The 23,517-nt window shown below is 66.9% G+C and carries 24 protein-coding genes and 1 tRNA gene; 15 read left to right on the top strand and 10 right to left on the bottom strand.

The features are described from left to right. Positions 1 to 38: 38 nt before the first annotated feature. Positions 39 to 911, top strand: a complete 873-nt coding sequence (locus AC1DBX_RS04525; RefSeq protein ID WP_223913727.1) for a universal stress protein — start codon at positions 39 to 41, stop codon at positions 909 to 911. Here AC1DBX_RS04525 and AC1DBX_RS04520 read toward each other — a convergent pair. The 4 genes from AC1DBX_RS04520 to rarD all read right to left on the bottom strand — a co-directional run bounded on the left by AC1DBX_RS04520 (position 878) and on the right by rarD (position 4,780). After that, on the bottom strand, positions 878 to 1,708 hold the full coding sequence (locus tag AC1DBX_RS04520) for a class I SAM-dependent methyltransferase (protein WP_476872952.1): 831 nt from the start codon (positions 1,706 to 1,708) through the stop codon (positions 878 to 880). The two genes, AC1DBX_RS04525 and AC1DBX_RS04520, sit on opposite strands and share 34 nt — an antisense overlap. A gap of 35 nt (positions 1,709 to 1,743) precedes the next feature. Continuing rightward, positions 1,744 to 3,276: a putative bifunctional diguanylate cyclase/phosphodiesterase gene (locus tag AC1DBX_RS04515; protein ID WP_223913729.1), complete on the bottom strand. Its 1,533-nt coding sequence runs from the start codon at positions 3,274 to 3,276 to the stop codon at positions 1,744 to 1,746. Further along, positions 3,263 to 3,667: a DUF7793 family protein gene (locus AC1DBX_RS04510; protein ID WP_223913730.1), complete on the bottom strand. Its 405-nt coding sequence runs from the start codon at positions 3,665 to 3,667 to the stop codon at positions 3,263 to 3,265. Before AC1DBX_RS04510 ends, AC1DBX_RS04515 begins: the two co-directional genes overlap by 14 nt. A gap of 93 nt (positions 3,668 to 3,760) precedes the next feature. Next, the gene (gene rarD, locus AC1DBX_RS04505) at positions 3,761 to 4,780 is read right to left on the bottom strand and encodes an EamA family transporter RarD (RefSeq protein WP_476851251.1); all 1,020 of its coding nucleotides are present in this window, start codon (positions 4,778 to 4,780) and stop codon (positions 3,761 to 3,763) included. Positions 4,781 to 4,910: 130 nt separating this feature from the next. Here rarD and AC1DBX_RS04500 point away from each other — a divergent pair, with 130 nt between their 5' ends. From AC1DBX_RS04500 to AC1DBX_RS04470, 7 genes are all read left to right on the top strand, one after another. Beyond that, positions 4,911 to 6,356, top strand: a complete 1,446-nt coding sequence (locus tag AC1DBX_RS04500; protein WP_476851252.1) for an FAD-dependent oxidoreductase — start codon at positions 4,911 to 4,913, stop codon at positions 6,354 to 6,356. A gap of 115 nt (positions 6,357 to 6,471) precedes the next feature. Further along, positions 6,472 to 7,851 carry a GAF domain-containing protein gene (locus tag AC1DBX_RS04495; RefSeq protein ID WP_476851253.1) on the top strand — a complete coding sequence of 460 codons (1,380 nt, stop codon included), beginning with the start codon at positions 6,472 to 6,474 and terminating at the stop codon, positions 7,849 to 7,851. A gap of 144 nt (positions 7,852 to 7,995) precedes the next feature. After that, the gene (gene exaC, locus AC1DBX_RS04490) at positions 7,996 to 9,519 is read left to right on the top strand and encodes an acetaldehyde dehydrogenase ExaC (protein WP_230008636.1); all 1,524 of its coding nucleotides are present in this window, start codon (positions 7,996 to 7,998) and stop codon (positions 9,517 to 9,519) included. Between the two features lie 163 nt (positions 9,520 to 9,682). Next, positions 9,683 to 10,693, top strand: a complete 1,011-nt coding sequence (adhP, locus tag AC1DBX_RS04485) for an alcohol dehydrogenase AdhP (protein ID WP_476851259.1) — start codon at positions 9,683 to 9,685, stop codon at positions 10,691 to 10,693. A gap of 16 nt (positions 10,694 to 10,709) precedes the next feature. Then, entirely contained in the window at positions 10,710 to 11,120 is a 411-nt protein-coding gene (locus tag AC1DBX_RS04480; RefSeq protein WP_223913736.1) for a DUF779 domain-containing protein, read from the top strand. Positions 11,121 to 11,294: 174 nt separating this feature from the next. After that, on the top strand, positions 11,295 to 12,851 hold the full coding sequence (locus AC1DBX_RS04475) for an amino acid permease (protein ID WP_459385461.1): 1,557 nt from the start codon (positions 11,295 to 11,297) through the stop codon (positions 12,849 to 12,851). Between the two features lie 139 nt (positions 12,852 to 12,990). Further along, on the top strand, positions 12,991 to 13,596 hold the full coding sequence (locus AC1DBX_RS04470) for a TetR/AcrR family transcriptional regulator (RefSeq protein WP_028276965.1): 606 nt from the start codon (positions 12,991 to 12,993) through the stop codon (positions 13,594 to 13,596). Positions 13,597 to 13,604: 8 nt separating this feature from the next. On the opposite strand, the gene AC1DBX_RS04465 is transcribed toward AC1DBX_RS04470, so the two are convergent. The 3 genes from AC1DBX_RS04465 to AC1DBX_RS04455 form a co-directional block, all read right to left on the bottom strand. Beyond that, positions 13,605 to 14,255, bottom strand: a complete 651-nt coding sequence (locus tag AC1DBX_RS04465) for a DUF2461 domain-containing protein (protein WP_476931155.1) — start codon at positions 14,253 to 14,255, stop codon at positions 13,605 to 13,607. Positions 14,256 to 14,444: 189 nt separating this feature from the next. Beyond that, the gene (locus AC1DBX_RS04460; protein ID WP_476931154.1) at positions 14,445 to 15,944 is read right to left on the bottom strand and encodes a catalase; all 1,500 of its coding nucleotides are present in this window, start codon (positions 15,942 to 15,944) and stop codon (positions 14,445 to 14,447) included. Between the two features lie 22 nt (positions 15,945 to 15,966). Continuing rightward, entirely contained in the window at positions 15,967 to 16,434 is a 468-nt protein-coding gene (locus AC1DBX_RS04455; RefSeq protein WP_026537503.1) for a Fur family transcriptional regulator, read from the bottom strand. A gap of 102 nt (positions 16,435 to 16,536) precedes the next feature. Here AC1DBX_RS04455 and AC1DBX_RS04450 point away from each other — a divergent pair, with 102 nt between their 5' ends. Then, a complete protein-coding gene (locus AC1DBX_RS04450; RefSeq protein WP_476931153.1) occupies positions 16,537 to 17,808 on the top strand; it encodes an MFS transporter in 1,272 nt (423 codons plus the stop codon). Positions 17,809 to 17,878: 70 nt separating this feature from the next. Beyond that, positions 17,879 to 18,748 (top strand): zinc metalloprotease HtpX, encoded by an 870-nt coding sequence (htpX, locus tag AC1DBX_RS04445; RefSeq protein ID WP_476931152.1) that lies wholly within the window; start codon positions 17,879 to 17,881, stop codon positions 18,746 to 18,748. Between the two features lie 112 nt (positions 18,749 to 18,860). Here the strand turns inward: htpX and AC1DBX_RS04440 are convergent, their stop codons facing one another. Continuing rightward, positions 18,861 to 19,352 carry a YajQ family cyclic di-GMP-binding protein gene (locus AC1DBX_RS04440; protein ID WP_018773569.1) on the bottom strand — a complete coding sequence of 164 codons (492 nt, stop codon included), beginning with the start codon at positions 19,350 to 19,352 and terminating at the stop codon, positions 18,861 to 18,863. Positions 19,353 to 19,548: 196 nt separating this feature from the next. Here AC1DBX_RS04440 and AC1DBX_RS04435 point away from each other — a divergent pair, with 196 nt between their 5' ends. Next, on the top strand, positions 19,549 to 19,803 hold the full coding sequence (locus AC1DBX_RS04435) for a hypothetical protein (RefSeq protein ID WP_028276970.1): 255 nt from the start codon (positions 19,549 to 19,551) through the stop codon (positions 19,801 to 19,803). A 172-nt stretch (positions 19,804 to 19,975) separates the two neighbouring features. Beyond that, positions 19,976 to 20,057, top strand: a tRNA-Tyr gene (locus tag AC1DBX_RS04430). 184 nt (positions 20,058 to 20,241) lie between these two features. Here the strand turns inward: AC1DBX_RS04430 and AC1DBX_RS04425 are convergent. After that, positions 20,242 to 20,805 (bottom strand): LysM peptidoglycan-binding domain-containing protein, encoded by a 564-nt coding sequence (locus AC1DBX_RS04425; RefSeq protein ID WP_476931151.1) that lies wholly within the window; start codon positions 20,803 to 20,805, stop codon positions 20,242 to 20,244. A gap of 133 nt (positions 20,806 to 20,938) precedes the next feature. Here AC1DBX_RS04425 and AC1DBX_RS04420 point away from each other — a divergent pair, with 133 nt between their 5' ends. The 3 genes from AC1DBX_RS04420 to AC1DBX_RS04410 are packed head-to-tail and all read left to right on the top strand — an operon-like array spanning position 20,939 to position 23,031. After that, positions 20,939 to 21,532, top strand: a complete 594-nt coding sequence (locus tag AC1DBX_RS04420; protein ID WP_476851368.1) for a DinB family protein — start codon at positions 20,939 to 20,941, stop codon at positions 21,530 to 21,532. A gap of 24 nt (positions 21,533 to 21,556) precedes the next feature. Beyond that, positions 21,557 to 21,886, top strand: coding sequence for a DUF1059 domain-containing protein (locus tag AC1DBX_RS04415; RefSeq protein WP_476931150.1), 330 nt, complete (start codon positions 21,557 to 21,559; stop codon positions 21,884 to 21,886). Next, positions 21,883 to 23,031 (top strand): EAL domain-containing protein, encoded by a 1,149-nt coding sequence (locus AC1DBX_RS04410; RefSeq protein WP_476931149.1) that lies wholly within the window; start codon positions 21,883 to 21,885, stop codon positions 23,029 to 23,031. Before AC1DBX_RS04415 ends, AC1DBX_RS04410 begins: the two co-directional genes overlap by 4 nt. On the opposite strand, the gene AC1DBX_RS04405 is transcribed toward AC1DBX_RS04410, so the two are convergent. After that, positions 23,028 to 23,504 (bottom strand): DUF1810 domain-containing protein, encoded by a 477-nt coding sequence (locus tag AC1DBX_RS04405; protein ID WP_476851366.1) that lies wholly within the window; start codon positions 23,502 to 23,504, stop codon positions 23,028 to 23,030. The genes AC1DBX_RS04410 and AC1DBX_RS04405 overlap by 4 nt on opposite strands. Positions 23,505 to 23,517 lie beyond the last annotated feature (13 nt).

Raw genomic sequence — 23,517 nt, 5'->3', positions numbered from 1 at the left:
CAGCTGGCATCTGCCCCAGACCCAAAAGGGGTTCATACATGCGATACGTAGTCGGCTATACACCCACCGAACGTGGTGCGGACGCCGTTGCCCTGGCCTCAGCCATGGCCCGCGCGCAGGGAGCGCATCTCGACCTGGTCTATGTGGTGGATCGGCACACGCCCTATGTGGCGATGAATCCGGAAGGAAACCAGGTCAGCGCCGCGGAGCAGCAGATCCGCTCAGCGGAACGCCAGGGAATGGAACTGGTCCCTGAGGGGCTGGAGGCGCACTTCCATGTCCGACAGGCAGAATCGTTCGCGGCCGGCCTCATTGAGGCCGCACTCGAGTACAGGGCAGGCTTGATCGTGGTGGGTGCCGCCAGCAGCGGCCTGTTCAAGCGCCATACCGTGGGCAACGTGGCCAACGCCCTGCTGCACGCTGCCCCGGTTCCGGTGGCACTGGCGCCGCGCGGCTACCGCCATACCGAAGCCATCACGCGTCTGACCCTCGCGGTGGGCCAGCGCGTCGGAGCGGAGGCGGCGATCGACGTCGCGATCGAATCCGCCGAGCGCCGCGGGGTGCCGCTTCGGCTGGTTTCCCTCGTGGAACTGGACGTCGAGGGGGACGGCGGGGAGAACGTCAACGCCGCCCACATCCACGCCAACACCGTCCTCGCTGCCGCCGCGCACCGTCTGCCGGAGGGCCACCACGTCAGCGTGGAGGTCGCCCACGGCCGCACGATCGAGGAAGCGATCGATGACCTGGAATGGGACGACGGCGAGGTCATGATCGTCGGGTCCTCCCGCCTGGCGGAGAAGCACAAACTATTCATTGGCAGCACGGCTTTCAAGGTGCTGCGGGCGCTCCCCGTTCCCATGGTCGTGGTCCCGCGCGACTACCAGCGGGTGGATGCCTTCCCGGAGGTCTGAGGCCCCGGGGCCAGGACCGCCCAATACGCGGGAATGTTGCTGGGCGGTCCACCGGCCTCCATCGGCACCGTCTTCAGGACGGTGGGTCCCTCCGCGATGAGGGTCCAGCGGTCCGGGGGAAACACGCGGGAGCGTTGCCCGGCACCGAAGTGGCCCGGTTTCGGCAACGAGCCTATGGCCTGGCGGAGCGGTCCCGGGATCCGCTTGCCGGTGGCGCCGAGTTCCCTCAGGTAGCTCAGGGCGCCGCCCGGGACGTTCGTTTCGACGAGGTAGATCCTGCCCCGGGTGCCCAGGAGTGCTTCGATGGAGCCTGCGAGGCGTGCCTGCCGACGCCGGCTGAGGACATGGAGCACGCCGCGGACAAAGACGTTGGCGTCGCCGAGTTCGCGCGCCAGCGCAGCCGCCGCGGCCGGCTGCGTGGCATCCAGGCTCCGGAAACTGAGGCCCGCGACCTGCGGCTGCGCGGAATGCGCGGCTGCCACGGCCTGGGGTGAGACGTCGACGCCGAGGACCGAGGCGAAGATGGCGGTGAGCCGCCGTGTGATGGTGCCGTTCCCGCAGCCGAGATCGATCACCGGAAGGCTGGTGTCCATCGCGCCGGCCATCACCTGCAGGTGGTGCCGGATCTCTTCGTTCCCGGCGCCCGGGGCGGCGTCCCAGATGACCGGTTCCCGGAGGGACCCCTGGGACACGCCGCGCCAGAAGGCATCCCAGCGCCGGTCCGGGCGGCTCGGACGGTGCAGGGAGAGCACGGCAACCCTGGCCGCGAGCCGGACAGTGTCCGCCACCCTGTGCACGCGTTTTCCTGTCTTGCGTCTGCCCGCCGGAATGCTCACGCGACGGCGCCGTCTCTGTGCCCGAGCAGGTCCGTCATGTCCGCCACCGGGAGCGGGCGGCTGAAGAAATACCCCTGGCCGAATTCGCAGTTCAGCTGCCGCAGCCTGTTGGCTTGCTCCCTGTCCTCGATGCCTTCGGCGACTGCGCCCAGCCCGGCCGAATGGATCAGCTGCAGGATGGCGGCGACGAAGGTTTCCTGCTGCCGGTCCGTGGTCAGCCCGTCGAGCAGGGACTTATCGATCTTCGCCTGCGCGGCGGGGAGCGTGCGCAGGTAGCTGATGGAGGAATAGCCGGTGCCGAAGTCGTCGATCTCGATCCGGACGCCGAGGTCATTGAGTGACTGCATGGTGGCGGCCACCTCGGGGCCGCCGCGCATGATCGCGGTTTCGGTGATTTCGATCGAAATATGGCGGGGCTCGACGCCGTGCTGGGCCAGCAGGCCTTCGACGTAGGGTGCCAGATCGACGTGGTGCAGGTCCGCGGGGGAGAGGTTGATGTGCGTGCTGAAGTCCGCGGAAAGCCCCGGATCTGACTTCCAGCGGCCGGTTTGTGCGATGGCGTTCCGGAGCACCCAGTGGCCGATTTCCACGGTGAGCCCGGCCTCGTCGGCGGCGTCGAGGAAGGTATCCGGCCCCAGCAGGCCCAAGGCGGGGTGGCGCCAGCGGATCAGGGCCTCGGCGCCGGCGATCGCTCCGGTGCGCAGGTCCATGATGGGCTGGTACTCCAGCTCGAGCTGGTCCATCGCCAGTGCCGTCCGCAGCTCCGCCACCTGGTGGACCCGCTGCTTGGCGGCCTCGTGCATGGCCGCGGAAAACACCAGGAGGGTGTCCCTGCCGCGTTTCTTGGCCTCGTGCATGGCGATGTCGGCATCGCGGATGAGTTCCTCGCTTCGCAGGCCCGGTTCCCCCAGCCGGACACCGGTGCCGGCCGTGAGGGCGACCGCCACACCGCCGGCAACGATTCTGTCCTTCAGTGATTCGCCGAGCCGGGCAGCGGTCTGCAGCACGGACTCCGTGTCCTGGTCCGCGACGAGCACCGCGAATTCATCGCCGCTGAGGCGCGCGATCAAGTGGCCCGGTCCGGCCGCGGCGCTAAGCCGCAGGGCCGTCTCGCGCAGCACGGCGTCCCCGGCGGCGTGGCCGAGGCTGTCGTTGATGAGCCGGAAGGAATCAAGGTCCATCAGGATCAGGGCCGGCTGGCGTCCCGTGCCGGCCCCGGCAACGGCTTCGGCCACTTTTTCCTGCAGCAGCGAGCGGCTGGCCAGGCCGGTCAGCTCATCGGTGTTGATGACGCGCCGGAGTTCGGCTTTGGCCGCCTCCAGGAGCGCGGTCCGCTCGGCAACCCGGACTTCCAGGTCCTCGTACATGCTCTGGAGCTCTTCGGCCAGCAGGTTGATGCCGGTGGTGACTGCGTCTATCCCATCCCGGGCCGGTGAGACCGGCAGCCGGTTCGACAGATCGCCCGAGGACAGTACGACGATGCCGTCCACGAGGTCCTCGAGGCGGCGGTCATCATCACGCCCCGTCATGGCCCTGCGAGGTCAGCCAGCGGACCGCCTCTTCACCGTTGGTGAAAAAGCGTGTCGGAACCGGCGCGGAATTGACGCCGAGGAAGAAGTTGGCGAGGACCCGGTCCACGGCGGAGGAGCCGAGGAGCGCGATTGCCGAGGCGTCGCAGTGCTTGGCGAACACGGCCCGGGCGGCCCGGCTGACGGACTCCGTGGTGGCCATGTCGATCAGCAGCGGCGTGGGCCGGCCGCCGCACAACTCATTGACACGATCCATGGCCAGCTGGGCGTTGGGGGCATCAATCACGACGCCGCGGGCCCACTGAAGGCGCAAGATGCCGTTGCTGTCGAAGTCCAGGGACGAGATGTCGCGCCCGCCCTGAGTTTCACGATCCTCTTGTGGCACCAGCAATCCTCAATTTCGCCCCGACATGTCCCCTTCATGATGACACTAACGCACGGCGGCAGGGGTAAGCGGGCCGCCAACCCGCCGGGGCCGGTAGTGCTAGGCGGCGGCGCGGGCCCGTTTCCGGGTCACGGAGTTCTTCCGGGCCGTGTGCAGCATGTCCACGGTCAGTACCAGCAGCGCCAGCCAGACGACGCCGAAACCGGCCCACCGGTCAGGTGTCATGGTTTCCTTGAACACGACGAGCGCCACGATGAACTGCAGGACGGGCGCGAAGTACTGCAGCAGCCCGATCGTGGTCATCGGCAGACGGCGGGCGGACGCGCCGAAGAACAGCAGGGGCACCGCGGTGATGACGCCCGACGCCACCAGCAGCCAGAAATGGCCGGCACCGTTTCCGGCCAGAGTTGCCGACCCGCTGACCGCGAGGAAGATCATGGTGGCCGCAGCTACGGGCGCCAGGACGATCGTCTCCACGGTGAGGCTTGTGATCGCCTCCGCCCGCGGGCCCACGCGCTTCTTGACGAATCCGTACAGGCCAAAGCTCAGCGCGAGTGTCAGTGCTATCCAGGGGAGTTTGCCGTAGGAGACCGTCAGCACCCCGACGGCCACGAAGCCGATGCCGACGGCGGCCCACTGCAGCGGCCGCAGCTTCTCCTTCAGGACGAAGACCCCCAGCAATACGGAGACCAGCGGGTTGATGAAGTAGCCCAGGGAGGCCTCGACGGCCTGGCCGGTGGTCACGCCGTAGGTGTACGTCAGCCAGTTCACCGCGATCAGGGCAGCGGCGATGGACAGCGGCCCAATCACCGTGCGGTCCCGGAAAGCAGCAGCCAGCACCTGCCAGGACCGTGTGACGGTGATGAGCAGGACGCAGAACAGGAGGGACCAGACCACCCGGTTGGCGACGATTTCGACCGCGCCGGCCGGATGCAGGACGTAGAAGTACAGGGGCAGCAGCCCCCAGAGCCCGTAGGCGCCGATACCGAACAGGATTCCCGCCGTCGTGTCCTTGTCCACCGGTGCCGGTCCGCCCGGCCGGGCCGGCGCCGGCCCAGCGGCCGGGCCGGCCGGCGCTGTCAATGGGGCGGGGGACAAGGATCCTTCGGGCTTAGACACAAGACCAATAACACCACCTGCGCGGCGCCTATTCCTGCCAATCGGAGCGCGAGCGGGCCGGTCACATTTAGAATGGGGGCCTGTGCGCTGTATCTACTGGCGCTGTCCCTAAGACTCAGAAGGGCTCCCGGTGTCCAACTCGGCCGAATCCACATCCTCTCGTCCCCTCCGTGTCGCGATTGTTGGCGCCGGCCCGGCCGGTGTCTACGCCGCGGACATCCTGACGAAGTCCAATGAGGTTAAGGACGGCGACTTCCAGGTCAGCATCGACCTCTTTGAGGCGTATCCGGCGCCCTACGGCCTCATCCGCTACGGAGTGGCTCCCGACCATCCGCGGATCAAGGGCATTGTCAACGCGCTCCACAAGGTCCTGGACCGCGGCGACATCCGGTTCCTCGGCAACGTCACCTATGGCAGGGACCTGACGCTGCATGACTTCCGCGCGTTCTACGACGCCGTCATCTTCTCCACCGGCGCCATCAAGGACGCCGACCTGGATATTCCCGGGATCGGCCTGGAGGGATCCTTCGGCGGGGCCGACTTCGTCTCCTGGTACGACGGCCACCCGGACGTGCCGCGGGACTGGCCGCTGGAGGCCAAGGAGATTGCGGTGATCGGCAACGGAAATGTGGCCCTCGACGTGGCCCGCATGCTGGTCAAGCACGCCGATGAACTCCTGGTCACCGAAATCCCGGACAACGTCTACCGGGCGCTCAAGGATTCGCCGGTCACGGACGTCCACGTGTTTGGCCGCCGCGGCCCGGCCCAGGTGAAGTTCACGCCGCTGGAGCTGCGCGAACTCAGCCACGCCAGGGACGTGGACATCGTCCTGTATCCAGAGGACTTCGAATTCGACGAGGCTTCGGACGAGGCCATTCGCAGCAACAACCAGATCCGGACCATGGTCAACACCCTCACGAACTGGCTCGTCGAGGAGCACGCCGAGGCCGAGGAACCGTCCTCGCGCCGGCTGCACCTGCACTTCCTGCACAGCCCCGTCGAAATCTATGGAACAACAGACGACGCCGCGAACCCCGGCAAGGTCGCCGGCATCAAGTTCGAACGCATGCAGCTGGACGGCACCGGGAACGTCAAGGGCACCGGTGAGTTCCTCGACTACCCGGTCCAGGCCGTCTACCGCGCGATCGGCTACCACGGTTCGCCGCTGGATGAGCTGGAATACGATGCCCGCCGCGGCGTCGTCCCGAACGAAGGCGGCCGCGTGCTCGACGCCGAGGGCAACCCCGTGCCCGGAATCTACGCCACGGGCTGGATCAAGCGCGGCCCCGTCGGGCTGATCGGCCACACCAAGGGCGACGCGCTGGAGACCATCGGCTTCCTGCTGGAGGACCGGCTGACGCTGCCGCCGGCGCAGAACCCGGACCCGCAGGCCATCATCGACCTGCTCCAGGAGCGCGGCATCGAGTACACCACGTGGGAAGGGTGGATCAAGCTCGATGCCCACGAGCTCGCCCTCGGCGCCGAGTGGTCCGCGGCGGAGTCCGCCAACGGCATCGAACGGGAGCGCATCAAGGTGGTGCCGCGCGAGGACATGATCGAGATTTCCCGCGGCTAGGCTGTGACAGCCTGAGGCGGCAGGCCGGTGCGTTTCCAAACGCCCCGCGCGGAACTAGACTGGGCCGGACGAGGCGGCCTTCGGCACGCCGTCGAGCCCGTCCGGTGGGAGTTCAATGAGGAAACTGGTCCATCCCGCAGCACTGTTGCCGCCGGCAGGCGGAGTCACCGCAGCGCTGCGCCAGCAATATGCCAGCGCGGGCCATGAGCAGCTGGATTCCCGTGGAATGGCGTTCTCCGAGGGCCTGCAGTTGCCCGGGATCAGCACCCTGATTCAGGAATCGTGGCAGCGCTCCGTCCGGCTGCAGGCCAACCCGGACAACCCCGAGGCGCCGCTGGCCATGGACCGCGAGGAACTCGAAGAATACCGCCGCCAGCACCCCCTGGCCGCCATCATGCCCGTGATCCACAAGCTCCTGGTCCTGCCCAGCCACGACAGCGGAATGCTGGTAGCCGTGGGTGACGAGGTCGGCAGGCTCCTCTGGGTGGAAGGGGACGCCGCCCTGCAGCGCCGGGCCGAGGGCATGATGTTCGTCCCGGGCGCCGACTGGTCCGAGGCGACGGTCGGCACCAGCGCCCCCGGCACCGCGCTGGCCCTGGGCCGGGGAATCCAGATCTCCGGCGCCGAGCACTACAAGCGCTCCGTGCATCCGTGGAGCTGTACGGCGGTGCCGTTCCACGATCCGGATTCCGGCGCCCTGCTGGGGGTCGTGGACATCACCGGCACGGAGTCGGCCGTGGCCCCGCATACGTTGTCGCTGGTAGAGGCGACGGTCGCCGCGGCCCAGGCGCATCTGCGGGTCGAGCGGCTGCAGCTGGCCGCCGCCGGCCAGTCCTCGCCGTCCAGGCGGCGGAACTCGACGCCGAAAACGGCCGGGGGACCGGGCGCCAGCAGCCTCTACCGCAACAGCCTCCAGTTGCTCGGCCGCGACCAGGCCCTGCTCAGCATTGACGGCCGCACCGTGGCCATGTCCGCCCGGCACAGCGAGATCCTGGCCCTGCTCAGCACCCACCCGGCGGGGCTGAATGCCGAGGAGCTTTGCGCCCTCCTGTACCCCGGGGACGCCTCCACCATGACGCTGCGCGCCGAGATGGTGCGGCTGCGCAAGGTACTTCAGCAGCTCAACCCCGATGCCGTGCCGCAATCACGCCCCTACCGGCTGCCGCTGGACCTGGTCCCCGACGCCGGACAGGTGCTGGACTGCCTGCAGCGCGGCGCCCACCGGATAGCGCTGGAAATCTACCGCGGCGCCGTGCTGCCCCGCTCCGAGGCCCCCGGCATCGTGGAGCTGCGGGCCAGGGTCTCCGCGCTGATGCGCGAGGCCCTGTTGACGGACGGCAGCGCGGAATCGCTCCTGAAATACGCCGCGCTGCCCGAAGCAAAGGACGACGTCGACGTCCGCATCGCCGCGCTGAAGCTGCTGGCGCCGCGCTCGCCCAAGCGCGCCGCCGTCGTCGCCGATCTGGAACGGCTGGACCGCGAGCTAAGCGCCTGACCGTCGCGGACCGCCGGAATGCCCCGCAGTGACCTGGCTCACTCCGGTTGCAACCTGACTGCAACCTTCACGCGCCTACGCTGGGTGCAACGGGGGCCGGAAGCGCCTTGCAGCCCCCCATCTTGCACAGCAAAGGAGCTAGCAATGACTGTTTACGCCCAGCCCGGAACCGAGGGCTCGAAGGTCACCTTCAAGGACCGCTACGAAAACTGGATCGGCGGCGAGTGGGTTGCGCCGGTCAAGGGACAGTACTTCGAGAACATCACCCCGGTGACCGGCAAGGCTTTCTGCGAGGTGGCCCGCGGCACCGCCGAGGACATCGAACTGGCGCTGGATGCCGCCCACAAGATTGCACCGTCCTGGGGCAAGACCTCCGTGGCCGAGCGTGCCGCGATCCTGAACAAGATTGCCGACCGGATCGATGAGAACACCGAGATGCTCGCCGTCGCCGAGTCCTGGGACAACGGCAAGCCGATCCGCGAGACCCTCAACGCCGACATTCCGCTCGCCGCCGACCATTTCCGCTACTTCGCCTCCGCCGTCCGCGCCCAGGAGGGCCGGCTGTCCCAGCTCGACGACGACACCACCGCTTACCACTACCACGAGCCGCTCGGCGTCGTCGGCCAGATCATCCCCTGGAACTTCCCGATCCTCATGGCCGTCTGGAAGCTCGCCCCGGCCCTCGCCGCCGGCAACGCCGTCGTCCTGAAGCCGGCCGAGCAGACGCCGTCTTCGATCCTGGTGCTGATGGAACTCATCGGCGACCTGCTGCCGGCCGGTGTCCTCAATGTGGTCAACGGCTTCGGCGTCGAGGCCGGCAAGCCACTGGCCTCCAGCCCCCGCATCCGCAAGATCGCCTTCACCGGCGAAACCTCCACGGGCCGCCTGATCAGCCAGTACGCCAGCCAGAACCTGATTCCGGTCACGCTGGAGCTTGGCGGCAAGAGCCCGAACATCTTCTTCAACGACGTCGCGGACACCAATGACGCGTTCTACGACAAGGCCCAGGAGGGCTTCACGCTCTTCGCCTTCAACCAGGGTGAAGTCTGCACCTGCCCGTCGCGCGCCCTGATCCAGGAAGACATCTACGAATCCTTCATGGCCGACGCCGTGGCCCGGGTGGAGAAAATCATCCAGGGCAACCCGCTGGACACCGAAACCCAGCTCGGTGCCCAGGCCTCCAACGACCAGCTGGAAAAGATCCTCTCCTACATTGACATCGGAAAGCAGGAGGGCGCCAAGGTGCTCACCGGCGGTGCCCGGGCCGAAATGCCCGGAGACCTGGCCGGCGGCTACTACGTCCAGCCCACCATTTTCGAGGGCCACAACAAGATGCGGATCTTCCAGGAGGAAATCTTCGGCCCGGTTGTCTCCGTGACCCGCTTCAGCGACTACAACGACGCCATGGGCATCGCCAACGACACCCTGTACGGCCTGGGCGCCGGCGTCTGGTCCCGCAATGGCAACGTCGCCTACCGCGCCGGCCGCGAGATCCAGGCCGGCCGCGTGTGGGTCAACAACTACCACGCCTACCCGGCAGGGGCCGCGTTCGGCGGGTACAAGTCTTCCGGCATCGGCCGCGAGAACCACTCGATGATGCTGGACCACTACCAGCAGACCAAGAACCTCCTGGTCAGCTACAACGAGAACAAGCTCGGCTTCTTCTAAGCCGCACTGACCCGGGCGGGGCGGATCGCGCATGATCCGCCCCGCCCGCACCACTTGTGCACCTACACGGAGGGACGCCGGCTCACTGCACACGCCCTTTAGCCACACCCAAGTTTGATGACGCAAGGATTTCGCCATGACGACGACAATGACGACGACGACAATGCAAGCCGCGGTAGTTACCGAATTCGGCAGGGACCTCCAGATCCAGACCCTCCCCGTTCCCGTGCCGGGCCGCGGTGAGGCACTGGTCAAGGTGCTGACCACCGGGGTCTGCCACACCGACCTGCACGCCGCGGAGGGAGACTGGCCGGTCAAGCCGTCCCCGCCGTTCATTCCCGGCCACGAAGGCGTCGGCGAGGTCGTCGCCCTCGGCGAGGGCGTCACGGACCTTGCCATCGGCGATTTGGTCGGCAATGCGTGGCTCTGGTCCGCCTGCGGCGACTGCCAGTACTGCCGCACGGGCTGGGAGACCCTGTGCGAGGCCCAGCAGAACGCCGGCTACAGCGTGGACGGTTCCTTTGGCGAGTACATGCTGGTCGACAGCCGCTTCGCGGCCAGGATCCCGGCCGGCTCGGACCCCGTCGAGGTGGCTCCGGTGCTTTGCGCCGGCGTGACCGTCTACAAGGGCCTGAAGATGACCGAAGCCCGGCCCGGCCAGTGGGTCACCATCTCCGGCATCGGCGGCCTCGGCCACATCGCCGTCCAGTACGCCGTAGCGATGGGCCTGCGGGTCGCGGCTGTGGACATCGCCGATGACAAGCTGGCCCTGGCCAAGAAGCACGGCGCCGAGCTGACGGTCAATGCCCTGCACGAGGATCCGGCCGAAGTTATTCAGCGCGAAACCGGAGGTTGCCATGGAGTCCTGGTCACGGCAGTGCACCCGTCAGCATTCGGGCAGGCCATCGGGATGGCGCGGCGCGGCGGAACGATCGTGTTCAACGGGCTGCCGCCGGGGGACTTCCCGGCGCCGATCTTCGAGATTGTGCTCAAGGGCCTGACGGTCCGCGGCTCCATCGTGGGCACCCGGCAGGACCTGGAGGAGGCGCTCGAGTTCTACGCCCAGGGCAAGATCCACCCCACGGTCTCCACGAGGGAACTCTCCGAGGTCAATGCCGTTCTTGACGAGATGAAGCACGCCAAGATCGACGGCCGAGTGGTCATCAAGTACTGATGAAGGACGGACTCTGATGCCAGCGACAAAGCTCGACGCCGCCGTGACCCTCCCCGGGGAGGACTTCTCCCGGGTGGCTCTCACCCCGGAGGCGGTGGAACTGCTGCTCAAAATGTGGGTGCAGCACGGACCGCTGATGTTCCATCAGTCCGGCGGCTGCTGCGACGGTTCGTCGCCAATGTGCTATCCCGCCGGGGAGTTCATCACGGGGGACTCGGACGTATTGCTCGGCCTGTTCGACATTTCCGACGGGCTGCGGCCCCAGCCGCTGGAATTCTGGATGTCGCGGGAGCAGTTCAACTACTGGAGCCACACGCACCTGACTGTCGACGTCGTTCCTGGCCGGGGGAGTGGTTTCTCGGTAGAAGCGCCGGAAGGCAAGCGGTTCCTGATCCGCTCGACGCTGATGGAAAACTGGCCGGTCTAGGCGGCCTGGATGGTCTGAAACGGAGCAGCTACGCGCAAGCGGGCCGTGCAGGATAAACCTGCACGGCCCGCTTTTGCGTCTCACTATGTGGGATAAAAATGACCGTCCAGTGGATGGACTCTAAGATGGATAGGTCTGTTTCCACCCCAGTTATCGAGATTGCGGACTTTCCTAATGAACCTTTTCCGGACCAAATCCATCGAGCAGTCCATGTCCGACGCCGATGAACCCGGACGCAAGCTGAAGCGCACGCTAAGCACGTGGGACCTCATGATCATGGGGGTCGCGGTTGCCGTGGGCGCCGGGATCTTCTCGGTCGGCGCCAAGGCCGCCGCGAACTTTGCCGGCCCCGCCGTCACCATCTCCTTCGCGATCGCCGCCGTCACCTGCGCGCTCGCCATCATGTGCTACGCCGAGTTCGCCACGGCCATTCCGGTGGCAGGCTCCGCCTACGTCTTCACCTACGCGACCATGGGTGAGATCCTGGCGTGGATCATCGGCTGGAACCTGATCCTCGAACTCTTCACTGCCGGCGCCGTGATTGCGAAGTACTGGGGCATCTACCTCAGCAAAGTCTTTGCGCTCATGGGCGTGGACATTCCGCCGTCGATCTCCCTGGGCGGCGTCGACCTCTACTGGGGCGCCTTCCTGATCGTTGCCATCTTCACCGTGCTGCTGGTCCTCGGGACCAAGCTCTCCGCCCGCGTCGGCAACATCTTCACGCTCATCAAGATCGCGGTGGTCCTCTTCGTGATCGTCGTCGGCTTCACGTACGTGAAGTTCGAGAACTACGCCCCGTTCGTCCCGGCCTCCGAGCCGACCGGAGGCACCGGAACCGCGGATGTCCTCAAGCAGTCGTTCTTCGGCTTCCTGACCGGCGCCGCCCCGGCCCAGTATGGAACCCTCGGTATCTTCGCCGGCGCCGCCCTGGTCTTCTTCGCCTTCATCGGCTTCGACGTCGTCGCCACCTCGGCCGAAGAGGTCAAGAACCCGCAGAAGACGCTGCCCCGCGGCATCTTCGGCGGCCTGGCAATCGTTACCGTGCTGTACATCCTGGTGTCGCTGGCGTTGACCGGCATGGTCTCCTACACCCAGTTGGCTGAGGCCAAGAACCCGACGCTCACCACCGCCTTCGAGGCGGTCGGCAACACCGACGCCGCCAAGGTCATTGCCTTTGGCTCCCTCGTGGGCCTGACCACCGTGATCATGGTGCTGCTCATGGGCCTCTCGCGCGTGGTGCTCGCGATGAGCCGCGACGGCCTGCTTCCGCGCTCCCTGTCCAAGACCAGCTCGGTGCGGGGGACGCCGGCCCGCCTGCAGATCATCTGCGGCGCCGGAGTGGCGCTCGTCGCCGGCCTGACCAACGTGGACCTGCTCGAGGAAATGATCAACATCGGGACCCTGTCCGCCTTCGTGATGGTGAGCCTTGGCATACTGGTGCTGCGCAAGAAGCGCCCGGACCTGAAGCCGGCCTTCCGTGTCCCGTTTGGCAAGGTGCTCCCTGTCGTCTCTGCGGTCCTGTGCCTGTATCTCATGACGAACCTGGCCGTGGAAACCTGGATCTTCTTCGCCATCTGGCTCGTGATCGGTATTGCGATCTACTTCGCCTACGGCCAGCGCCACTCCCGGCTGAATGAAAAGTTCGCGGAGGCCCGCGCCTCGGTGAACGGCACGGCCAGCGTGGCGGGAGCGCCCGCGGAGGACAACGAGGACGCGCTCACCCGCTCCTGAGAAGGGAGCGATCGCCCCCCGCATCGAAGTCGCCGGAGCCGGGCGAATTCGCCGGAAAWTTCCGGCGTAACCGCACGGCTCCGGCGACTTCGGCGTTCGGGCGCCGCTCCGTCAGGGCGGCGCTCCCTAAGATGGACACATGGCCCGCCCAGCAAGACCGGAACGCAAATCAGAGTTGCTGTCGGCAATTCTCGACTACCTCATGGACAAGACCCTGGCGGAGCTGACGTTTCGCGGTCTGGCCGACGGGCTGGGTGTCAGCAGCTACGTCCTGGTCTACCACTTCGGGCACCGCGAACAGCTGATCAACGAGATCATCCGCGGCATCGAATCCCGGCTGGACAGCATCCGCGCCACCGACGTCAGGGACATCGACCGGGACGCGTGGCGGGCCTTTCTGCTTGAGTCCTGGCAGTGGACCATGGCGCAGCGCAACCGGCACCTGGCCCGGCTTGAATTTGAGGCCACGGCGCAGGACATTGTGGCGGCGGTGCCGCGCGGCACAGCGCAGGAGCACTTCCGGATGTTGCACGAGAAGGCCCGGGACTGGCTGGTCATCCAGGGCATCCAGCCGGAATTCGCCGACACCGACGCCCGCCTGTTCACGGCCGCGTTCTACGGGCTGCAGTTCGATTTCGTCGTCAACAACCAGCCAGAGGAAGCCACCAAGGCCTTTGAGCTGATGATGCTGGTCTTCTTCAACAACCTCGACAGGCGCCTCGCCACCGACGGCCAGCACATCTGAGCAGAACCTCAGGGAGCAGCGTAGCTGCCCTCCCACTCCACGAGGGGGCGCAGTTGGTCCCAGCGCTGTGCCACTTCCTCCACCGCCCCGGGACCGGCAAGCCAGCCGGGCTGGCCCACGTTGACGCCGGCCGTGAGGGATTTGTGCTTGAGCAGCTCCGCCCGGGGATGGTCCTTGTCGAAGCCCCGCGGCACCGTCTTTAGCCGTTCGCCCTCCACCGCGAACCCTGCCGACTCGACCTTCCGCACGATCGCCTGCAGGGCATCGCCGCTGTCGGGATCGTCCACGGCACCGCGAAAGCGTGCCAGCTGGGCCGGAGTGTGGGTGTGGCAGCCGCCGCCGATCAGGAGGCCGTCGGCGCTGAGCTGGATATAGAAGCCCACGCCTTCGCCCACCGCCGCGAAGGCCCCCTGCGCGGTCTTATAGGGTGATTTGTCCGGCGAGAACCGCACATCCCGGTTGGGGCGAAAGAGCTTGGCCGGTCCGAAGCGTGGCTCCAGCTCGGCCAGCAGCTGGGTCAGCGGCCCCTTCACCGCGGCCTCGTAGACCGGCTTGTGCTCGAGCCACCAGTCCCGGTTGTTGTTCTGTTCAAGATCGGCGTAGAACCGGAAGGCGTCACTTGGAATGCCTGCGAATGGAGTGCCAGCGAATGCGGTCATGCCCAAATCCTACGGAGCCGCGGCACGCGGTGGCGAGGGGCACGCGCACCCATGTGGATAACCGCAAAACGCCCCGCCACGGGAGTCCGTGGCGGGGCGTTTTGTTGGCTCCAGCGGTCACCGAATGCCGGTCACCGGCCGCCCAGGCGGCCGTCAAGGCCGGCCGTCAGGCAACGTTCGATGCAACCATCAGACCTTGTTGGCGGCCTCGGCGTCGGACTCAACCTGGCCGGCACCGAGGTTGGCGCGCAGCTTGGCGCCGAATTCGACGTCGACGTTGGTCCAGTACGCGATGGCGCGTTCCTTGATGCTGGCGTTCTTGACGCCGCTGACGGCGCCGGTGACGGTCTCCAGCAGGCGGGCCTTCTCGCCGTCGTTGTACACCTCGCGGTACAGCGTGCCGGCCTGGCCGAAGTCGCCGTCCTCTGCGTGCAGGGAGTGCGCGGAGAGCGTGAGCTCGCCGTCGTTCTCCCAGCCGCCGCCCGCAACGCCGGGCTCAACGGCAGCCGGGCCGCCCCCGGAGTTCGGTGCGTACACCGGAACGGACGGGGCGTTGAAGTGGTAACGCCCGGCGCCGTCCTGGCTGTAGTTGTTGACCTGGCTCTTGGGCAGGTTCACCGGGAGCTGGGCGTGGTTGGTGCCGACGCGGTAGCGGTGCGCGTCCGCGTAGGAGAAGATGCGGGCCTGCAGCATCTTGTCCGGGGAGGCGGCGATGCCCGGCACGAAGTTCGACGGCGCGAAGGTGGCCTGCTCGATCTGCGCGAAGTAGTTCTCCGGGTTCTTGTTCAGCTCCATGGTGCCGACCTTGACCAGCGGGTAGTCCGCGTGCGGCCACACCTTGGTGAGGTCGAAGGGGTTGAAGCGGTACGTCTTGGCGTCCTCGTACGGCATGACCTGGACGTGGAGGTCCCAGGAGGGGAAGTTGCCGGCGGCAATGTTTTCCTGGAGGTCGCGGATGTAGAAGTCGCCGTCGGCGCCGGCAAGGGCCTCGGCCTCGTCGCCGGTCATGGACTTGACGCCCTGGTTGGACTTGAAGTGGTACTTGACCCAGAAGCGCTCGCCCTCGGCGTTGATCCACTGGTAGGTGTGCGAGCCGTAGCCCTGCATTTCACGCCAGGAGGCCGGCAGGCCGCGGTCACCCATGAGCCAGGTGACCTGGTGGGCGGACTCGGGGGAGAGGGTCCAGAAGTCCCACTGCATGTCGGCGTCGCGCAGGTGGGTGCCGGGGAGGCGCTTCTGGGAGTGGATGAAGTCCGGGAACTTGATCCCGTCGCGGATGAAGAACACCGGAGTGTTGTTGCCGACGAGGTCGTAGTTGCCCTCGGTGGTGTAGAACTTCACGGCGAAACCGCGGGGGTCGCGCCAGGTGTCGGGGGAGCCGGCCTCGCCGGCAACGGAGGAGAACCGGATGAGCATGTCCGTCTCAACACCGGGCTGGAACAGTGCGGCCTTGGTGAACTTCGAGACGTCCTCGGTGGTCTTGAAGGTACCGAAGGCGCCGCCGCCCTTGGCGTGCACGACGCGCTCCGGGACGCGCTCGCGGTTGAACTGCGCGAGCTTCTCGATCAGATAGTGATCGGTCAGGATGATCGCGCCGTCGGCGCCGACGGACTTGGAGTGGGCGTCGGAAGTGACGGGAGCCCCGGACTGTGTCGTGGACACGGCGGGCGCAGAGATGATCTCAGTCATAGTTCTCCTTGGGTTGGGTTTCTTAGTTTCGTTCGGAGGGAAGCTGTTGGGTTCGCTGGCAGTCCTGGCAGATGCCCTGGTACAGCACGTCCGCGATCTGGATGGTCATCGGCTTGGCGTCCGCGTTCCAGTGCGGGGTCAGGCAGGGCGCGTGGCCCACGGCGCATTCGACGTCCTCCACCCGGCCGCAGCTGATGCACACGGCATGGTGGTGGTTGTCCCCGACCCGCGTCTCGTACAGCGCGGGGGAGTGCGGGGGCTCAAAACGGCGCAGCATGTGCAGATCCGTGAGGTCCCCGAGGACCACGTATACGGACTGGGCGGTCAGGTCCGGCAATTCCTGCCGGGCGGCGGCAAGGATTGCCTCTGCCGGCGAATGCGGGTGATGTTCGACGGCGGCCAGCACGGCCAGGCGCTGTTTGGTCACCCGGCGGCCGTGGGCACGCAGGGCGGCTGCCCATGCGTCGTGGGTGCCCGAGGAATCCGTCATACCCTCATTCAAGCACTTATTATGACTGCCTCACAATAAGGCGTGGCTAATATTGTCCGGCCGTGTCACAGGGCACTCCCGGTTCGCCACTAGAGTTGCCCGGTGGAGAAATTGTTGGCGGACATCACGCCGTTGCGTGAAAGTCCCGCCTTCCGCCGTCTGTGGCTTGGGTCCGCCGTCTCCGCCCTGGGCAGCCAACTGACCCTGGTGGCGGTCAGCCTGGAGGTCTACCGGCTGACCCAGGACAGCCTCTACGTGGGCCTGCTGAGTCTCTTCGCCCTCGTGCCGCTGGTCTTTGGGGGCCTCCTGGGCGGCTCGATCGCCGACGCCCATGACCGCCGCACCGTAGCACTCCTGGCGTCGTCCGTCCTCTGGCTGACCACCGCCGCGCTGGCCCTCCAGGCGTGGCTGGAAGTGGGCAACGTGTGGCTGCTCTATGCGCTCGTGGCGGTGCAGAGCGGTGCCCAGGCCATCAACCAGCCGGCCCGCAGCGCCATCATCCCGGTGCTGGTGCGCAAGGAGTTGCTGCCGGCCGCAAATGCCCTGAGCATGATGATTTTCGGGCTGACCATGACCGCCGGCCCGCTGCTGGCCGGCGTGCTCGTGGCGTGGGTCGGGTTTGGCTGGACGTACACGATCGACGTCATCAGCTTTGCGTTTGCGTTCTGGGCCCTCCTGAAACTGCCTTCCATGCCGCCGGGCGAGCACGCCAGGCCGGCCGGCCTGCGTTCCGTGGTGGAGGGGTTCCGTTTCCTTGGCACCCGGCCCAACCTCCGCATGACGTTCGTGATCGATCTCGTGGCCATGATCTTTGCCCAGCCCCGGGCGCTCCTGCCGGCCATCGGCGCGTTGATGATCGGCGGCGGTGAGGCCACGGTGGGGATCCTGTTGGCTTCGATGGCCGTGGGGGCATTCCTGGCCGGCCTGTTCTCGGGGCCGCTGGGCGGCGTCCGCCGGCAGGGGGCCGCGGTGGTGTGGTCCGTGATGGGCTGGGGCGGCTCGGTCGCGGCCTTCGGCCTGGTGGTGGTCCTGGCCGGTCATTCCGGCGACGACGGCGTGGGCGTGTGGCTGCTGCCCGCCGCCCTGTGCTGCGCGCTGGCCGGCATCGCGGATTCCGTGAGCGCAGTCTTCCGGACCACCATCCTGCAGGCCTCCACCCCCGACCATCTGCGCGGGCGTCTGCAGGGCGTCTTTGTGGTGGTGGTCGCCGGCGGCCCCCGGATCGGGGACATGCTGGCCGGCGGCGCGACTAAACTTTTGAACGAGGGGTGGGTCCTGCTGCTCGGCGGCGTGCTGTGCATTGCTGTGGCTTGGATATTGGCCCGCCAGCAGGTCGGATTCCTGCGGTACGACGCGCGGAACCCGGTGCCGTAGCGGTTCGTTTTCCTTGGTAGGTCAGTGAATTACAGGGCATCAGCTTGCAGTACACGTATCAGGAGGACCAGTGCACAAGCATCACAACGGACTGAAGACCGCGGCGCTGTTCGGAGTGCTGTGGGCGGTCCTGCTGGGCCTGGGGGCGTTCATCGCCGCGGGGACCCGCAGTGCGGCGCCGATCTGGATCATGGCCCTGATCGGGATCGGCACCACGGCCTACGGGTATTGGAACAGCGACAAGCTCGCCATCCGTGCCATGCAGGCCTATCCCGTCACGGAGGCCGAGGCGCCCCAGCTGTACCAGATCGTCCGGGAGCTGTCCGGCCGGGCCAACCAGCCGATGCCGCGCATCTACGTCTCGCCCACCATGGCGCCAAATGCCTTCGCCACCGGCCGGAACCCGCAGAACGCGGCAGTGTGCTGCACCGAGGGCATCATGCGGATGCTGGACGCCCGCGAACTGCGCGGCGTCCTGGGGCATGAACTGATGCACGTCTACAACCGGGACATCCTGACGGCGTCGGTGGCGGCCGCCGTCGCCGGCGTCATCACTTCGGTGGCGCAGATGATGCTGCTGTTCGGTGGCGGGGACCGCCGCAATGCGAACCCGTTCGCCGCGATCGCCATGGCCCTGCTGGCCCCGTTCGCCGCATCCCTGATCCAGATGGCCATCTCCCGTACACGGGAGTACGACGCCGACGAGGACGGCTCGTCGCTGACCGGAGACCCGCTGGCGCTCGCCTCCGCCCTGCGCAAGATCGAGCAGGGCGTGCAGCTGGCGCCGTTGCCGCAGGACCAGCGGCTGGTCAACGCCTCGCACATGATGATCGCCAACCCGTTCAAAGGCGGAGGCGTGGCCAAGATGTTCTCCACCCACCCGCCGATGGCCGAGCGGATCGGCCGGCTGGAGCGGATGGCCGGGCGGCCGCTCAGCTGAAGCAGGCTGCGGGTCTGGCGACGCGCGTGTAGTTCTGCGACACGCAAAAGGGCTGGCGACACCGTCGCCAGCCCTTTTGCGTGACGCGCAAATTTGCGCCGCGGACGGGCCGCTAGCTGCGGAAGTTAACGAACTGCAGGTCGGCCTCGTCGAAGCCCTTCAGCAGGTTCATGGTCTCCTGGAGATCATCGCGGGACTTCGAGGTCACCCGGAGCTCGTCGCCCTGGATCTGTGACTTGACGGACTTGGGGGCCTCGTCCCGGATCAACTTGTTGATCTTCTTGGCGAGGTCCTGGGCGATGCCCTCCTTGATGGAGGCCTCGAGCCGGAATTCCTTGCCGGAGGCGTAGGGCTCACCTGTGTCGAGGGACTTCAGCGAAATGCCGCGGCGGATGAGCTTGGACTGCAGCACATCGAGCACCGCGAGCACCCGCTCCTCGGAGTTGGCCTTCATCAAGATCTTCTCGCCGCTGAAATCGACCTCGGCGCCGACGCCCTTGAAGTCGTAGCGCTGGGCAATTTCCTTCTGCGCCTGGTTCAGCGCGTTGGCGACTTCCTGCTTGTCTACCTTGCTGACGACGTCGAACGTGGATTCGCCTGCCATGACTTTCCTCCTGATGGTTGCCGGGTGCCTGCGTGAGGCCGGGATGTCTGCATTCCAGACTAGTACGGATGCCCCCGATGTGGCGGCCGGCCTTGCGTCCCGGGTTTCACAGTCCGCTCATAGCTCAATCACGGCGGGAACGAAGCCGGGCTGGCCAGAGTTGCAAGAGTTGGAACCGCTGCTGAAAGGCAAGAACATGCACCAAAAGGCTGTCCGCTACGTCAACCGCACCACCGCCGCCGCTGCCAGCACCCTGGCCGCGACGGCGAGCTCCGTAGCCGCCGCCGCGCTGGCGGCGTCCATCATCCTGAGCCCGGCCGCCGACGCATCAGTCCGCATGGACGGGGTCCACACGGACCTGGCCCGTGCCGTCGAGCTGAACCAGGTCACCGCCGAGCAGGCGGCACGATTCGAGGCAAGACTGGCGGGGCGGATTCTCGGCGAGGCCTGAAATTCCGCGGATTTTGGCCCTTTTTCGGCCCTTTTATGATCTGCTGAGGCGCCGATTCGATTCTTCGGCGGAAGTTCTGTAAAGTTGTCTTGCCCGCGGGTGCTGGAAGCGGAACGGACTGGAAACAGACGTTCCGGGACTGGAAACCGCGAGTGATCTTCTTTTGAAGTTCGGCAGATTACCCGAGCGGCCAAAGGGGGCTGACTGTAAATCAGCTGGCAACGCCTACGGGGGTTCGAATCCCTCATCTGCCACCCTTGGAGAAGCCTCCGGAACCATTAGGTTCCGGAGGCTTTTTCTTTGTCCGCGGCCCAACGGCCCGTCTCCACAGTGCAAGGTCTGTCTCAAAGGCCCGGCCCAACGGTCCGTCTCCACAGTGCAAAGGCCCGGCCCAACGGTCCATCTCCACAGTGCAAAGGCCCGGCTCAAAGGCCCGGCTCAGTCGGCCGGGGGATTCGGAATGGTTACCGTGGTGCCGGCGGGCGGAATCCATTCGCCTCCGGTCAACAGGTTCAGGTTGGCTATCCGCAAGGCATAGAGCGGGACGCCGTAGCGGCTCGCGATGCCCGAGGGAGTGTCTCCGGCGCCCACCCTGTACAGGAGCCGTCCCTGCCCGTCCTGCCCGGCCACGCTGCCGCCGGCCCCTAGCTGGGGCACGTCCACGCCCCTGAGGTCGATAATCTCTCCTGCGGCAACGGACTCCGCTTCGTTGAAGCTCCTGAGGATCTCCGGAGTCATCCGGAAGTGGGCGGCGATGCCCTCCCAGGTGTCGCCATCGACGGCCGCGTAGCGCATCGGCAAGAGGAACCCGTTCACTTCGGTCGCCCCCCGCAGGCCTCCGGACGCCGGGGACGTTGCGGGGGCGGACGCCGCAGGCCGGCCCGCCGGAACTCCGTCCGGGGCCTCTGCGCCGGAAGAACAGGCTGCCAAAAGAATGGCGAGAGCCGCGGCCAGGAGAACTGCGGCGGGCCGGGCCCGATGTGCACCGGAATCGAGATTCACCCTGGGTATCCTGTCGATCGGGGCCTCCCCCCGAGGCCCGTTGGCGCCAATTATTCCATACGTTTTATGAAACCCGCTGTTCTGCCAGGCAGTTCTGCCAGGCAGCGCCCGCGCGTTCGGTATAGTGCGGGTCATGGACGACAAAGCGATCTTGCACACCTACCTGCGCACCCGGCGGCAGGACCTCCTCGGGAAGCTCGAAGGCCTCAGCGAGTATGACGTGCGCCGGCCCCTCACGCCCACGGGAACCAACCTGCTGGGACTGGTCAAGCACGTGGCCAGCGTCGAACTCGGCTACTTTGGCGAGGTCTTTGGCCGTCCCAGCGAGCTGAAGCTGGCGTGGTTTGCCGACGACGCGGAGCCGGATGCGGACATGTGGGCAGCCCCGGGCGAGACGCGGGAGCAGATCACTGAGCTGCACCGGCTCTCGGCGGCCCACAGCGATGCCACCATCGACGAGCTCCCGCTCGACGCGCCCGGTGTGGTGCCCTGGTGGCCGGACGAGCGCAAGCACGTGACCCTGCAGCAGATCCTCGTGCACATGTGCGTGGAGACTGCCCACCACCTCGGACACGCCGACATCCTGCGCGAACTCATCGACGGCAGCGCAGGCCAGCGTCCCGGGGATCCGAACCTTTCGCCGCGCACCGCCGAGGAATGGGCCGTGCACCGGGCCCGCATCGAGGCGGCCGCAGTCGCTGCCGAAGCAGGGACGGCAGGCCGTTAGTACGGCCGCAAGTACAGGCCGCTAGTGGACAGCCAGTGGCAGCCAACAGCATCCGGCGGCCACTGCCGGCGGCGGACCGCCGGCGACGCCGCACCGTTTCTGCGAGCAAAATCTCAGTTTTCGGTGCGGAGCCAACGTAGGGTGGTCCGGTCCGCTGTTGAAGAAGAAGGAGCATTCGTGAAGTCGTTTGCCTGTGGTGATGTGGTTCCCGGTTGTGACGCCCGCTGGGTGTGCAGTACCGACGATGAAATTCTAATCAATGTGGCCGCCCACGCGGCGTCCGCACATGGGCTGGAGGAGCTGCCGGCCGACGTCGTGCAGTCGGTCCACAGAGCCATCGTTCCCGTTAGTTGATTCACGAGGCAGGCGGCCTCCCGCCCGACGCCGGGGCCGCGCCGGGCCCGGATTGGGTGAAGCAACTGGCGGCCGCCTGCCGAGGTGTTGGCCTTTCCGCGGCCTACCAGCCCATTGTTGATACCGCGCGCGGCACAGTGGTGGGCTATGAGGCCCTGGCCCGGTTTCCGGGCTTCGCCGAAAAAAATCCTGAGGTGTGGTTTGCCGCGGCGCGCACGCATGGCCTGGCAGCCGAGCTCGAGGCCGCAGCCTTGCGGGCGGCGCTCGCGGCGCGTCCCACATTGCCGCCGAACTGCTTCCTGACCCTCAACGTCTCACCGGAGCTGCTGTTGACGGAGGAGATCCGTGGCATCTGGCGCGGCCAGGGAAACCTTGCCGGACTGGTGGTCGAGCTGACAGAGCAGACCCCGATCGACTCCTATCTGGAGCTTGAGCCCGACCTCAACCAGCTGCGCGCTGCAGGCGCGCTGATCGCCGTCGACGACGCCGGTGCCGGCTATGCCGGGCTCCGGCACCTGCTGGCCCTGCGGCCCTCGCTGATCAAGCTGGATCGTGAACTGATCCAGGATGTTGACCGTGACGAAGCCAAACGTGCCCTGATCTCCATGCTCGGAACCTTTGCCAGCCGCGTCGATGCCTGGATCCTGGCCGAGGGAGTGGAGCGCGTGGAGGAACTGGACGCCCTCGTCGCCCTCGGCGTACCCCTGGTGCAGGGGTATTGCCTGGGCCGGCCCGGACCGGCGTGGGAAAAAATCGATCTCGACGTTGCCCACCGTCTGGCGTCCAACCCCCCGGCGACGCACCAGAGCATCATCCGGGACATCGTGGAACCCGCGACGACGGCCGCCACCACTGCGACGGCGGCGGCCGCGTTTGATGACAACCCGGCCCTGCAGTCGGTGGTGCTGATGGGCGATCATCTGCGGCCCGTTGCGGTGCTCGACCCCTCCGCGGCGGCCCTCGGCATCGTGAGCCCGGGAATGCGGGTCAACCTGGACACGCCGCTCAGCGAGGCCCTGGCCCGTTCCATGACGCGGACCCAGGCCAACCGGTTTGACCCCCTGCTGGTGACGGACAACGCCGGCCGCTTTGCCGGCGTCGCCCGCATGGAGCGGATGATCACGGCGCTGGCCGCGGACAGCTAACCGTCCGCCGGGTCCGGACCACCGGGTTGTCCGTCCCGCAACTGGCCTTCCAGCAGCCGGTCCGTGGCGGGATCGGACAGGCCATCGAAATAGCGGTCCAGGACGACGCGGAACACGGTTTCGCCGGGCGCGGCCCGCTGGAACAGCGTCATGGATGAGTGCAGCTTCCGGGTGTCGATGCCGCCGAAAATTTGCACCGCGGACCGCCCCTGAAGTTCGGCCACTGCGGCGGCGGCCTCCCGCAGCCGCGGGCCAAGGACGCCGTGCCGGCAGTAAGCACGGGCCTCGGCCAGGGAGGAGATGGCGTACTTCCGGGCGGTTTCGCTGCGGCCCAGGCCCGCGAGCTGGGGGAAAACGAACCACATCCAGTGACTCCTCTTCATGCCTGACCGCAACTCCGCCAGGGCGTGCCCGTAGGTTCCGCCGGCGTCCTGGGCCGCCACGAACCGTTCAAGATCGTAAGGGTCTTCCATGCCCGCTAGGCTA

The sequence above is a fragment of the Arthrobacter sp. 10N44_2 genome, from assembly GCF_056394385.1.
Note: the sequence above shows the minus strand (reverse complement) of the source record. Positions and strands in the feature narration are given on the sequence as shown.

Bases quoted from the DNA above. Each gene is read 5' to 3' on its own strand.
- AC1DBX_RS04525 (WP_223913727.1), top strand. From the start codon at position 39: ATGCGATACGTAGTCGGCTATACACCCACCGAACGTGGTGCGGACGCC.
- AC1DBX_RS04515 (WP_223913729.1), bottom strand. From the start codon at position 3,276: ATGACGGGGCGTGATGATGACCGCCGCCTCGAGGACCTCGTGGACGGC.
- AC1DBX_RS04495 (WP_476851253.1), top strand. From the start codon at position 6,472: ATGAGGAAACTGGTCCATCCCGCAGCACTGTTGCCGCCGGCAGGCGGA.
- exaC (WP_230008636.1), top strand. From the start codon at position 7,996: ATGACTGTTTACGCCCAGCCCGGAACCGAGGGCTCGAAGGTCACCTTC.
- adhP (WP_476851259.1), top strand. From the start codon at position 9,683: ATGCAAGCCGCGGTAGTTACCGAATTCGGCAGGGACCTCCAGATCCAG.
- AC1DBX_RS04480 (WP_223913736.1), top strand. From the start codon at position 10,710: ATGCCAGCGACAAAGCTCGACGCCGCCGTGACCCTCCCCGGGGAGGAC.
- AC1DBX_RS04475 (WP_459385461.1), top strand. From the start codon at position 11,295: ATGAACCTTTTCCGGACCAAATCCATCGAGCAGTCCATGTCCGACGCC.
- AC1DBX_RS04470 (WP_028276965.1), top strand. From the start codon at position 12,991: ATGGCCCGCCCAGCAAGACCGGAACGCAAATCAGAGTTGCTGTCGGCA.
- AC1DBX_RS04465 (WP_476931155.1), bottom strand. From the start codon at position 14,255: ATGACCGCATTCGCTGGCACTCCATTCGCAGGCATTCCAAGTGACGCC.
- AC1DBX_RS04460 (WP_476931154.1), bottom strand. From the start codon at position 15,944: ATGACTGAGATCATCTCTGCGCCCGCCGTGTCCACGACACAGTCCGGG.
- AC1DBX_RS04455 (WP_026537503.1), bottom strand. From the start codon at position 16,434: ATGACGGATTCCTCGGGCACCCACGACGCATGGGCAGCCGCCCTGCGT.
- AC1DBX_RS04440 (WP_018773569.1), bottom strand. From the start codon at position 19,352: ATGGCAGGCGAATCCACGTTCGACGTCGTCAGCAAGGTAGACAAGCAG.
- AC1DBX_RS04435 (WP_028276970.1), top strand. From the start codon at position 19,549: ATGCACCAAAAGGCTGTCCGCTACGTCAACCGCACCACCGCCGCCGCT.
- AC1DBX_RS04420 (WP_476851368.1), top strand. From the start codon at position 20,939: ATGGACGACAAAGCGATCTTGCACACCTACCTGCGCACCCGGCGGCAG.
- AC1DBX_RS04405 (WP_476851366.1), bottom strand. From the start codon at position 23,504: ATGGAAGACCCTTACGATCTTGAACGGTTCGTGGCGGCCCAGGACGCC.